Annotated in this window: 12 protein-coding genes and 1 tRNA gene; 11 read left to right on the top strand and 2 right to left on the bottom strand. The window is 34.0% G+C overall.

Annotated elements, in window-relative coordinates; genetic code table 11:
* The first annotated feature begins 12 nt into the window (after positions 1–12).
* The 10 genes from IPJ23_01780 (at position 13) to IPJ23_01735 (ending at position 11104) form a co-directional block, all read left to right on the top strand.
* Positions 13–294, top strand: a complete 282-nt coding sequence (locus tag IPJ23_01780; protein ID MBK7629450.1) for an NAD(P) transhydrogenase subunit alpha — start codon at positions 13–15, stop codon at positions 292–294.
* 8 nt (positions 295–302) lie between these two features.
* On the top strand, positions 303–1712 hold the full coding sequence (locus IPJ23_01775) for an NAD(P)(+) transhydrogenase (Re/Si-specific) subunit beta (GenBank protein ID MBK7629449.1): 1410 nt from the start codon (positions 303–305) through the stop codon (positions 1710–1712).
* Between the two features lie 157 nt (positions 1713–1869).
* Positions 1870–2067 (top strand): hypothetical protein, encoded by a 198-nt coding sequence (locus IPJ23_01770; GenBank protein ID MBK7629448.1) that lies wholly within the window; start codon positions 1870–1872, stop codon positions 2065–2067.
* Positions 2024–3091, top strand: a complete 1068-nt coding sequence (locus IPJ23_01765) for a hypothetical protein (protein ID MBK7629447.1) — start codon at positions 2024–2026, stop codon at positions 3089–3091. Before IPJ23_01770 ends, IPJ23_01765 begins: the two co-directional genes overlap by 44 nt.
* Before the next feature lie 17 nt (positions 3092–3108).
* Positions 3109–4104 carry a Gfo/Idh/MocA family oxidoreductase gene (locus IPJ23_01760; GenBank protein ID MBK7629446.1) on the top strand — a complete coding sequence of 332 codons (996 nt, stop codon included), beginning with the start codon at positions 3109–3111 and terminating at the stop codon, positions 4102–4104.
* Positions 4101–4712: a hypothetical protein gene (locus IPJ23_01755; GenBank protein ID MBK7629445.1), complete on the top strand. Its 612-nt coding sequence runs from the start codon at positions 4101–4103 to the stop codon at positions 4710–4712. The genes IPJ23_01760 and IPJ23_01755 overlap by 4 nt, the downstream gene beginning before the upstream one ends.
* A gap of 19 nt (positions 4713–4731) precedes the next feature.
* Complete coding sequence (locus tag IPJ23_01750) at positions 4732–5694, top strand: ROK family protein (GenBank protein MBK7629444.1); 963 nt, start codon at positions 4732–4734, stop codon at positions 5692–5694.
* A gap of 26 nt (positions 5695–5720) precedes the next feature.
* Positions 5721–8270: an LPS-assembly protein LptD gene (locus tag IPJ23_01745; protein ID MBK7629443.1), complete on the top strand. Its 2550-nt coding sequence runs from the start codon at positions 5721–5723 to the stop codon at positions 8268–8270.
* Positions 8271–8272: 2 nt separating this feature from the next.
* Positions 8273–8734, top strand: coding sequence for an NYN domain-containing protein (locus IPJ23_01740; GenBank protein MBK7629442.1), 462 nt, complete (start codon positions 8273–8275; stop codon positions 8732–8734).
* A 2040-nt stretch (positions 8735–10774) separates the two neighbouring features.
* Positions 10775–11104 carry a T9SS type A sorting domain-containing protein gene (locus IPJ23_01735; GenBank protein MBK7629441.1) on the top strand — a complete coding sequence of 110 codons (330 nt, stop codon included), beginning with the start codon at positions 10775–10777 and terminating at the stop codon, positions 11102–11104.
* Between the two features lie 93 nt (positions 11105–11197).
* Here IPJ23_01735 and IPJ23_01730 read toward each other — a convergent pair.
* Together IPJ23_01730 and IPJ23_01725 are read right to left on the bottom strand one after the other, a co-directional pair.
* Positions 11198–11272: transfer RNA gene (locus IPJ23_01730), tRNA-Val, on the bottom strand.
* A gap of 215 nt (positions 11273–11487) precedes the next feature.
* A complete protein-coding gene (locus tag IPJ23_01725) occupies positions 11488–11973 on the bottom strand; it encodes a histidine phosphatase family protein (protein ID MBK7629440.1) in 486 nt (161 codons plus the stop codon).
* 144 nt (positions 11974–12117) lie between these two features.
* On the opposite strand from IPJ23_01725, the gene IPJ23_01720 reads away from it, so the two are divergent.
* Entirely contained in the window at positions 12118–12735 is a 618-nt protein-coding gene (locus tag IPJ23_01720; GenBank protein MBK7629439.1) for an HD domain-containing protein, read from the top strand.
* The last annotated feature ends 97 nt before the right edge of the window (positions 12736–12832 follow it).

Raw genomic sequence — 12832 nt, 5'->3', positions numbered from 1 at the left:
TAAAGGTTAACAATGGATTATATATTTTTAATGCACGTGTACGTTTTTGCACTTGCAATTTTTGTGGGTTTTGAACTCATCACAAAAGTACCCCCAACGTTGCATACGCCACTTATGTCAGGCTCAAATGCAATATCAGGAATTACAATTGTTGGTGCGATTTTAAGTGCAGGACTTGAGCAATTTACAATCAGTACAATTCTTGGATTGATTGCAGTTGCATTCGCCATGATTAATGTAATTGGCGGATTTCTTGTTACTGATCGCATGTTAAAAATGTTTAAAAAGAAGTGAGTTGAAAAATGAAAATAGTTATAGAAATCACATATCTGGTCGCTTCAATTTTCTTCATCTTCGGAATTAAATTTCTTGGATCACCAAAGACTGCAAGAAAAGGAAATCTTTATGCTGCAATAGGAATGTTCCTTGCAATTGCGGCAACTTTGTTCGATCAGCAAGTTCTTACCTTTGAATGGATAATTATCGGAACAATCATTGGGTCTGTTGTTGGTCTGGTTATGGCAATTAAAACTCCAATGACCGGAATGCCGCAAATGGTTGGAATGTTAAACGGATTCGGCGGCGGTGCTTCAATATTAGTTGCGCTTTCAGAATACTTTAAGAAAAATCCAAATTACCCGGTTGATACGGGTTTACCTTTTAATCTTCCAATTGATCAGGGAGTTGCAATTATTCTTAGTATCCTGATAGGCGGTGTTACTTTTACCGGATCAATGATTGCTTTTGGAAAGTTACAAGGAATTGTAACCGGAAAAGTTGTTAAGTATCCAATGCAGCACCCATTGAATGCATTATTGTTTTTAGGTGTTCTTGCTGCGGGTGTTTATGTTGTGATGTTTCCGGCAATGATAAACATTGTTTTATTAATTACTGCCGTGTCATTAATACTTGGAGTTTTATTAGTTCTTCCAATCGGTGGTGCTGATATGCCTGTTGCAATATCTTTACTAAACTCTTATTCGGGTTTAGCCGGATCGATGACCGGATTTGTGTTAGGAAATAATGTTTTGATTATTGCAGGCGCTCTTGTTGGTGCATCCGGAATAATCTTAACAATGATTATGTGCAAAGGTATGAATCGCTCGCTTATGAATGTTGTTCTTGGCGGATGGGCAAATGCGGGATCTGCAGCCGTTTCATCTACAACTTCTCCAAAAGGCGATGTTAAGTCAATCGATTCTGAAGAACTTGCGATGTTGCTGGATTCTGTAAGCAGTGTAATTATTGTTCCAGGTTACGGAATGGCTGTTGGACAAGCACAGCACGCTGTACGCGATCTTGTTAACATTTTAGAAAAGAAAAATATTAAAGTTCGATTTGCAATTCATCCTGTTGCTGGTAGAATGCCCGGACATATGAACGTGTTACTCGCAGAAGCACAAGTTCCGTACGATCAATTGCTTGCGATGGAAGATATTAATGATGATTTTAATAATACAGATGTTGTAATTGTTATTGGTGCAAATGATGTTGTAAATCCTGCTGCGCGTCACGATCAAAGCAGTCCGATTTTTGGAATGCCAATTCTAAATGTTGATTATGCAAAGACAGTTATAATAAACAAACGTTCTATGAACGCTGGTTATGCAGGAATTGATAACGAATTATTCTTCTATCCAAATGCACTTATGTATTTTGGCGATTCTAAAGATGCAATTACAAAATTGAATAATGAGATAAAGAATCTATAAAATTAATTAAGATTCTCATTCCGGGCTTGCCCAGGAATCTTTTAACCCCAATCAATAATCTTGGTTGGGGATTTTTATTTCCACAAACTACTCTGTTTAACATCAGTTATAAGGCTTATATTTGCAGTACAAATTTATATTCATCTAAGGGTAATCATTGAAAAAATTATTTGTTTTGCTTCTCGTTCTTCAATCCACCGTAATGTTTTCACAGGAAATAGTAATAAAATCTTTAAAAACATTTACGAGCAAAGACGTTAATGCAGTTCCTGTTTTATCTTCTCCACTCGATTTATTGATAATTGATTTTGATGTTCAAATCAGATTTTCCACCAAGCATTCATATTATTTTTAAGTTTTGTGATAGAAACTGGAATCCAACTGATAATATTTTTCTTTCAAACCAGGGGAAGAACACATCTTACACCCTAAATTATTTTACACTTCCAACAACAGTGGAAGAAGCAAAATATCACTACACAAATACTTTTCCTGATAAAGATGGTTATGTAGAGTTTCCCTTTTCCGGCAAGTGGAAGTTTTTTATTGTGGATTCACAAAATCCAAATTTAGTTTTTGCAGAAGGAAAGTTTTTTGTTATAAAAGCTGATGTTCATCTTAAAGTGGAATCGAAACGAGAGACATTGGATGATAAAACGTATTTTCCACCTCAACTTGGACACACAAATTGGATAACCGCTGAAGCTGTCCCGAACGAAAATTATTTCCCATTTTTTGTTGATGAATTAGAAATCGTTCAGAATCATTTAATGAACTATCCAATTAAAGTTTTGCGTAACTCAACAGACGTAAATAGAGTTTTTGAATGGGATGGCGGATCAAAATTAAAGTTTATTGCTAAAGATGTTCGTCCGGGTAAAGAGTACAGGCAAACAAATTTAACAGATATAAATATTTACAACTCTAAAAATGTAAAAGCACAATTTGATGGAATTGAATACAGCAGATTTTTATTGCAGAGCAGAAATGATGATAACGGCGGTTTTACTTTAAAATCTCCAAAAGATATCAACTCAACTTATATGAATGTAAAATTTGAAGTTAAGCCGCCCGCAGAAGTTTATGGTGATGTTTATTTGGTAGGTGCTTTTAATGATTGGCAGTTATCAGAAAACAGTAAAATGAATTTCAATGGTGATCATTTTGAACTTACTTTGCAGTTGAAACGCGGTATTTATGATTATCAATACGTTGTTGTAAACGGTGATTATAATGATCTTACAAATCAGGATTGGTATATTTTAGAGGGCAACGATTGGCAAACTTCTAATGAATATAATATAATTTTGTGGTATCGAGATCAGGAATATGGCGGTTACGATCGAATAATTGGTTATTCAAAAATTAATACTAGATAAAAATTGAGATGAAAATTATGGAAAAACTTTCTATCGGTGTAATCGGTGTTGGACATTTAGGCAAACTTCATTCAAAAATGTTTAAGCAAATAGAGAATTGTGAATTCGTTGGAGTTTTTGATTCAAATCCGGATCAGGCAAAATTAGTTGCTGATGAATTTGTTGTGCAGTCATTCAATTCAATTGATGAACTGCTTTCCAAAGTTAACGCAGTTTCAATAGCCGCAACAACAAGTGCACATTATGAGGTTACAAAAAAATGTTTTGAAAAAAATATTCACGTATTTGTTGAAAAACCTATCACAGCAACAATAGAGCAGGGAGAAGAGTTAGTAAAGATTGCGAAAGAGAAGAAATTAAAATTCCAGGTAGGTCATATAGAAAGATTCAATCCTGGTTTACTATCTCTTGAATCATTTATCTCTGATCCAATGTTTATTCAATCCGATAGGCTTTCACAATTTAATCCTCGCGGAACTGATGTTGCTGTAGTATTAGATTTAATGATCCACGACATCGATATTATTTTAAGTTTCATTAAAAGCGACGTTAAACAGATTGATGCAAACGGTGTTGCGGTTGTATCAGATCACATTGATATTGCAAATGCCAGAATACAATTTGAAAACGGTGCGGTTGCAAATGTAACTGCAAGCAGAATTTCGCAAAAGAAAATGAGAAAGATGCGCATCTTCCAAAAAGATCACTATATTTCTTTAGATTTTGTTACCGGTGCATCAGAGGTTTATCGGTTGCAGCCTGTGGATGAACCTGCACTTCCAACTTCAATTTCGTTTGGTGAAATTGGTGTTGGTGATAAGAAGAAAAGATTGATTTATGAACAACCGGAATCAAAAGAAGTAAATGCACTAAACTATGAATTGCAGCTTTTTGTAGATTCCGTTTTGAATGACAAAAAAATTGTCGTTTCCGGTGAAGACGGCTTGCGCGCTTTAAAAGTTGCAGAAATTATTATTCAAAAAATCGAACAGTCAAAAGGAGCATTAAGATGAAAAAACTATTTTCAATTACATTACTACTTGCACTTGTTATTTCAGGAATTCAATGCAGTGTATATGAAACATTAACCAATCTTTCACGTCTTCAATTTAAAGTAGGTGCTGTTAATGGATTTCAAATAAACGGTATTCCTGTTTCAGGTAAATCAAAGCTTTCAGATTTTAATCCACTTGATTTACTAAAACTAACAACTGGATTTGCTCAAGGCTCATTACCGGCTTCATTTGTTCTAAATGTTGATGCAAAAAACCCAAATGATGGAACAGGCGGCTATAAAAAATCTGATGCTACATTGCAGAATTTTAAATGGAGATTATTTCTTGATGATAAAGAAACTATTTCAGGTGAACTTGCTCAACCATTAGTTGTGCCAGGCACAGGCGAAGTAACATCAATCCCGCTAACAATAAACATAGATCTAATGAAATTCTTTAAAGAAAAAGGATACGAAAGCATCATTAGTCTTGCTTTGGCACTTGGAGGTACACAAGGTTCATCTTCAAAAATAACTTTATTTGCAACTCCAACCGTTAGTTCACCTTTAGGTAACATTACATATCCGGGAGAACTAAAATTAGTTGATACTCAGTTTTCTAAATAAACATTTATAGGAATTCTTTATGGCTAAATCTGTAAAATATGCTATTGGTGTTGATTTAGGCGGCACAAATATTAAAATAGGAATTGTATCGGAGAAAGGTAAACTAGTTAAAAATATTTTCGTAAAAACTGAAGCTGATTGTGGACCCAAAAAGGTTATTTCCAATATTGTTAAAGGTGTTGAATTAATTTTAGTTAAGAGTAAGTATAAAATTCAGGGAATTGGTATCGGGTGTCCAGGCGTTGTTTCAATTAAAAAAGGAATTGTTGAAAACGCACCAAACTTGCCTGGATGGAAAAATGTAAGACTTGGTCCAATCCTAAAAGATAAATTTGGGTACAAAACACATCTTGAAAATGACGCAAACGCTGCAGCAATTGGTGAATTGATTTTTGGCGCCGGTAGGAAAATGGATTCTTTTGTAATGGTAACACTAGGCACTGGTGTTGGCGGTGGAATTGTTTTCAATAAAAAAATATTTCGAGGTGAGTTTGGTGCTGCTGGTGAAATCGGTCATATTTCTATTGATATGAACGGACAAAAATGTAATTGTGGTTCCTTTGGTTGCATTGAGGCTTATGCCGGCAACTCTTATTTAAAAGAGCTAGTTAGAAGCGAGTTAAAAAATTATCCTGATTCAAAAGTGTGGCAATTAATTGATAATGACCCTTCAAATGTTTCACCAAGAATTATTCAGGCTGCAGCAGAAAAAAAAGATGCTTATGCAAGGTTTGTAATTGAACGAATGGGTAAACAACTCGGCGCTGCTCTTGCCTCACTGAGCAACTCGCTTGATATCAGCACTTTTATAATTGGTGGCGGTGTTGCAGGTTTTGGTAAACCTTTGTTTGATTCAACACGCTTAACAATTACTGAGAGAGTTTTATTACCTTTGCGCCCTAGAGTTTTAGTTATACCTGCTAAGCTGCAAAACGAAGCTGGAATTAAAGGTGCTTCATCATTAGTATTTTATCATAATTAGATTTTTCTGTTTAAAATTTTCTTTTAATGAAAAGTAATCTCAACATAGTTTTTCAATTAATCCTTACAATCAATTTTTTGCAGGCAATTGCATTTGCTCAGCAAACAGATTCACTTTTTATTTCATCTGATTCATTATTCACATCTAACGATTCTCTTCAAGTTGATAAACCTAAAGGTAAAACTTTTGATGTTGATACTACTGTATTTGCGTCATCTAAAGATTCTTTAATCTTTTTAGTAAAAAATAAAAAGATGAAGATTTATGGTGAAGGAAACATAAGTTATAAATCCACAGAAATTAAAAGCGCAAATATCTTTATTGATTTTAATAGCAATGAAATTGATGCTGAAGGTATCCCTTCAGATTCTTTACCTGAAAATCTTATTGGGACCCCAATCTTAAAAGAGGGAACAGAGGTTTACGAAGGTAAGACGATGAAGTATAATTTTAAATCAGGTCGTGGATTACTATCACTTGTAAAAACTGAAATGGATGGTTCATACTACACTGGTAATAAAATTAATAAAGTTGATAAAGAAACTTATTTTATTGAAGATGGTATGTTTACCACTTGCGATGATACTACTTGCCCGCATTATTATTTTACAGCAAACAAAATGAAAGTAATTCATAAAGAACAGCTAGTTGCAGAATGGATTTTTATAAATTTTGGTGGTGTTCCGTTGCCTATCCCACTGCCATTTGCTGTTTTTCCAATAGAATCAGGAAGAAGATCAGGAATTATTCCGCCCACATATGGTAGTGATGGAAGATTAGGAACGTACTTTTCTCGCTTTGGATATTTTTGGGCAATAAATGATTACCTGGATTTAAATCTTACAGCGGATTACTACACACGCGGCAGTTATAGATTGGATAGCAGATTTAGGTACACTAAACGATACGATTATTCCGGCAATTTTACTGCGAGTTATGGTAAATATCTTTCTGGAGAATCAACAGACCCCAATGCTTCTGAAAATCTAGAGTGGAGTTTGAGATGGAATCATAACCAATCTATTACTCCAACATCAAGGTTTGATGCTAAATTAGAATTTGTATCAGGTTCAAATATCAATAGAAACATAAATAACATTAACGAGGTGTTAAGAAATCAAGCTATATCTAATGCAACATATTTCAAGCAGTGGGAAGAATCAGGAAATAGTCTGTCATTAAGTTATTCACGCACTCAAAATTTTGAGAACAATAATATTTCAGAAATTCTACCAAATCTTAATTTCTCTCTTGCTCAAAGTTATCCATTTAGAGATAACACAGGCGTGCAGGAGTGGTACGAATCGTTTGGTTATAGTTATTCAGGTCAGTTTCAAAATAATAGAAATAAGGTTAACGGAGATTTAAAAACTAGAGGTGGAATTCAACATAATATCAATGCTTCGCTGTCACCAAAAATCGGTTACTTTAGTATATCCCCAAGTTTTAGATATAATGAAAGCTGGTACAACAAACAGATTACAAGATTTACAGCTACAGATGATACCGGCGCTTATTTTATTAAAACGGATGATGTAAAAAAAATAGACCAGGTAAGAACTTTTTCGATGGGTGTTTCTGCTTCTACAAAATTTTACGGTATGTTTAATATTAACTCATTGGGTATTAATGCAATTAGACATATTGTTACACCTTCACTCAGCTATAACTATGCTCCGGATTTTTCAACTCCTTTTTGGGGATACTATGATTCATATACAGATTCAGCCGGAAAAGTGGTTGAGTACAGCAAATTTGAACAAGAAATATTTGGCAATCCTTCAAATCAGGAATCACAAAGCATAAGTTTCTCTATTGGTAACCAGTTTGAAATGAAAACGAATGTTGATCCAAACGATACAACTTCTAAGGAAAATAAATTTCAGTTGTTAAACTTGAATGCTTCGATGGGATACAACTTTGCCGGAAAGTCTTTTAAGCTTTCTGATTTGAATTTAAGCTATCGTACTCAAATTGGAAGTCTATTGAGTTTCTCAGGTAGTTCAACTTTTTCTCCATATGATTATGATGAAAATAATAGGATTGACAGATATTTAGTAAGTAACGGCAAAGGATTATTAAGATTAACAAATACCAATTTTTCAGTTTCACTTTCGTTTTCCGGTGATAAGATTTCTTCATCTGAATCTGACAATCGCACAACTGTTCAACAGGACCAATATTTGCAGGCTTCTGAGCGCAGTATTTATCAAGGTTTGTATAATGATAGAGAGGCTGATTTTTCTATTCCCTGGGATATTTCACTTAATTACTATTATAATTTATCAAGACCAATTCCAACTCAAGAAAATACATCTTCTAACGTAAGTGGAAGTTTAAATTTTAATTTAACGCCCAAATGGAAATTTTCTGTAACAGGTAGTTACGATCTTAAACAAAAAGAATTTTCTGCTCCACAGATTAGAATCTCCCGGGATCTTCATTGCTGGACAATGAGTTTTACTTGGAATCCAATTGGCTTGTATAGAGGATATAATTTTGAAATAAGAGTTAAGGCCCCTCAGTTACAGGATCTAAAAATTACCAAGCGCGATCAATTTTATGATGGTAGATAATTTTGCTTAGCTATATAATTGATGGAAATAATCTTATTGGGAAAATCCCTCTTTTAAAGAACCTCCAAAATAAAGACAAGCAGTCATCCCGCGAAAAACTTACTTATATGCTGGATCGTTTCTTTATCTCAAAAAAAGCAAATGTAACTTTACATTTAGACGGACATCCAAATGAAAAAATAAATTCATCTAAAATGAAAATAATTTATTCCGAAAATCTATCAGCGGATGAAAGAATTAAAAGACAAATATCCTACTCAAAATCACCACGTAATATTATAGTAATAACTTCAGACTCAAATCTTGCCCAGTTTGCCAAAGTTTGTTCTGCAACCGTCATTTCAAGCGAAGAATTTGCCGCTGAGATTCAAAAGAGTTCTTCAAATGCAGATGAAGATGCTAAAATTAAATCTATGGACAATATAGAAGAGTTTAAAAGACTCTTTGGAGTTGATGATAAATAGATTTTTTTTCCTGGATTCTAAGGTTTTTTAAATAAAAATACTTATTATTTAATTAGCGTTTAACGTAATTAACTAATCATCATATTAGGAGGTACAGTGAAATCTAGTTCTACAACAATACCAATCAATTTGTTTTTTGGGGTGATTGCTGCTTTAATTATTTCTACTAGTCTGTTCGCGCAGATTGATAACCCTTTAACCGATCATGTGCCATTAGAGTATATCGATTATATCAAAGGCTATCAAAGTGATGCTTCTGATGCAGTTGTTACTGATGGTTCGGGTTATGATAATTTTAATTTAGGGACAGCGTTTGCTGAACCACACTTAGTACAAAATCCAAATAATCCATTGCAATACTTTACCTCATTTAATACTAATACTGCATATCGTACTAATGATGCGTTTAATTGGTTAGTCAGTGCACCACCTTTTGGCGCTTCTACCTATGGTGATCCTGTAAATGCATATGATAGTTTGGGCAATTTATTTTATGAAAATATGTCCGGTTCCGGTACTATTCAAAACTGTAGAGTAATAAGATCAACGGACAATGGAACAACATGGGGCACTTCAGTTATTGCTGTTTTAGGAAATGATAAAAACTGGATTGCTGCAGATCAAACTTCTGGACCCTATGCAAATTATTTATATACAACAATGACAAATAGTGGTACCGGCAGTTTTTACAGAAGCACAGATAATGGTGCCACTTTTACAAGCACTACTTCATTTTCAACTCAAGCACTTCCAGGAATGATGGTAGCAGTAGGACCAAACGTAGTCGGCGGAGACGTAGCAGGAGGTTGTGTTTATGTAGTCACAAACTCCGGTAGTTCTTTTGCATCTACTTATACTTTTTATGTTTCAACCAACGGAGGAACATCATTTACGTTGAAATCGGCGCAGAACTTTGCAGGCTATGTAGGTCTAAATGTTGGTGGTAGAAACTCTGTTGAAAATATGAGAACAAGACCTTATCCATTTATTACTGCTGATAACAGCTACGGATCAAATAGAGGCAGATTATATTTGGTATATGCTTCTAATACACCTGCCGGAGATGGAAATAAACCGGATATTTTTTGTAGATATTCCAATGATCAAGGCGCAACATGGTCTTCTCCTGTTGTTATCAATGATGACGCAAATACAACTGCAAATCATCAATGGCATCCTTCAACTTGGTGTGATAAAACATCAGGCAGATTATTTGTTAAATGGATGGATACAAGAGATACTCCAACAAGCGACAGCGCTCATATTTATGCAAGTTACTCTGATGATGGAGGTTTAACCTGGGCTGAAAATCAAAGAATAACTACTGCTAAGATGAAAATTAATTGCTCTACCTGTGGCGGCGGCGGAACACCTCGTTATCAAGGCGATTATGATGCTATAACTGCAATTGATAATCAATCACTTATGGTTTGGACTGATTTTAGAGCAGGATCATTTGGCAGCTACGTTAGTTTTTTCCCGGATTATGCTATGCAGGTATCTCCTGCCTTAGATAGTATCGGAAATGAATTAGATTCTGTTATTTACAATGTTAGTATTCCAAGTGTAAAACTATATGATACCGATGTTACGTTCTCGGCTACTGTTAGTCCAACACCTGCAGCAGGTAATATCAATATTAGTTTTCCAGGTGGTAATACTTTATCAACTTTTCCGGGCAGCGTGGATATGAAAGTAACTACAAGTGGAAACGTTTCTGTTGGAACTTATACAATTACTATTGTTGGTAATGGTCCAAATGGAACTCCAATTCATAAACGAACTGTATCACTAGTTGTTGGATTAGTTATACCAGTAGAGCTAACAGCTTTTAACGCTTCAGTTAATAAAAACGATGTTGTTCTTAACTGGACGACTGCAACAGAATTAAATAACCTAGGATTTGAAATACAAAGAAAAGGTAAAGATGATTCCTATCAATCAGTAGCATTTATAAGTGGTAAAGGTACAACAACCGAAATAAATGAATATTCCTTTACTGATAAAACTGTTGATGCCGGAAGTTACACTTACAGGTTAATGCAAAAAGATTTTGATGGAACTTTTGCATACTCACAAGAAGTTGAAGTTGAAATTAATCTGCCATTGGATTATTCTCTTGATCAGAATTATCCAAATCCATTTAACCCTACTACAATAATTCGTTATGCAATTCCTGCAGATGATTTTGTAAGCATTAAATTATATGATGTACTAGGAAATGAAGTTACAACATTGGTTAATGAGCAGAAACAAGCTGGCAGATATGAGATGTTATTTAATGCATCTAATATTGCAAGTGGAGTTTATTATTACCAGATCAATTCTGGATCATTTACTCAAACAAGAAAACTTGTTTTAATGAAGTAATTGTCTCGTAGCTCAGGTCTTACGGCCTGAGCTTTTTTTATTGTACAAAATCTGTTAAAAACAAAAAATCCCTCATATGAGGGATTTTTTTTGTGGGCGCTCAGGGATTCGAACCCCGGACCCTCTGCTTGTAAGGCAGATGCTCTAAACCAACTGAGCTAAGCGCCCAAATTTTAGGATAATATCATTAAAATTTGGTGGACAAATATGCGGTTTTTCCAAAATAAAACCAAACAAACCTATAAGATTTTAGACTAAATATGAAGTATTTATTGGTTTTATTTTGGATGATAGTGAACCTAAAAGTTAAAAATAAGTGATGATGGGAGATTTAATTTTGTAGCAAATACAGAGGATTGATAGTCAATTTTTTAAAAATATATTTATTGCTTCTTGGGGTAGTCAATAAACAATCGTTTGCAGCTGTTTCCTTTCATATCTAGCCAAGAATTATTAAATGAAAACCCTACTATTCCAGTTGTCGGAATATTGTCAATGAATATATCTCCTAAAAAATTTGCTAAATTTGTTATACCGGGGTTATGGCAAACAATCATTGCCTTTATATTGTTTTCATTTATTTGATTAACAATCTGCAGGATCGTACCGCTGGATGCTAAATATAACTTATCTATGTAAGTTATATCTTTATTGTAATTAAGAACATTTGCAAAAATTTCAGCTGTTTCGGTTGTCCTTTTTGAGCTGCTGGAAATAATTAAATCAAGTTCAACGTTTCTCTCTTTAAATCGTGCTGCCATAACCGGGGCATCTTTTATTCCGCGCCTATTCAATGGCCTATCAAAATCCTCCAGATTTGGATTCTTCCAACTTGATTTAGCATGTCTTAAAAGAAATAGCTTTTTCACAATCACCTTAAAGTTTAACTCATCACAACTGTGATAATTATCACCCTTTATTCAAGCCTATTAGACTACTTTTGCTTCGAAAAACTGCATCAACAAAATATTAAAAGTGGTATCAATAATATTTATAGAATCAAGGAATTAATAGTGTTCAAAAGTAATATGTTAATATTAGTTGAGCAATACGTGCTAGAATTGTTTTCAAAAAAAAGCGATGCTGAAAACCTATACCACAATTTGCTGCACACTACTGAGGTCGTTGAAGTTTCAAATCAAATTGCTGATAAAGAAAATTTATCAGATGAGGATAAGGAGATACTCTTAATCGCAGCATGGTTTCATGATACTGGATATTTTCATTGTTGTAATGGGCATGAGGATCAAGGCGCGGAATATGCTATAGACTTTTTAATTAAAGAAAATTATCCCAAACCAAAATTGGATAAAGTAGTTAACTGCATTAAGGCTACTAAAATTCCACATGACCCAAAAAACAAGTTGGAACAGATAATTTGTGATGCCGATTTGCAGCATCTTGGCATGACTGATCTTGAGCAGAAAGGAGAAGTATTAAGAAAAGAATTTGAGATAAAAGGCATTAAAAAACTAAATGATATTGAGTGGTTAAAATCCTCGATTGAGTTTTTATCTTGCCATAAATTCTTTACAGATTGTGCAATCAAAATGTTTGGACATCAAAAAAAGATTAATCAAACAGAAATGGAAAAAAAACTGAAGGAACTTGAATCTGCAAACAATAAGTGAATATGCTAATTTTTAAGTAAGAATGTTAGGGGAATTAAATTTCTAATAATTGAAGAGAATTAAAACCCGAAGTTAATTTATAACTCCGGGTTTATTA

The sequence above is a fragment of the Ignavibacteriales bacterium genome, assembly GCA_016709765.1.
Lineage (GTDB): Bacteria > Bacteroidota > Ignavibacteria > Ignavibacteriales > Ignavibacteriaceae > IGN3.
Note: the sequence above shows the minus strand (reverse complement) of the source record. Positions and strands in the feature narration are given on the sequence as shown.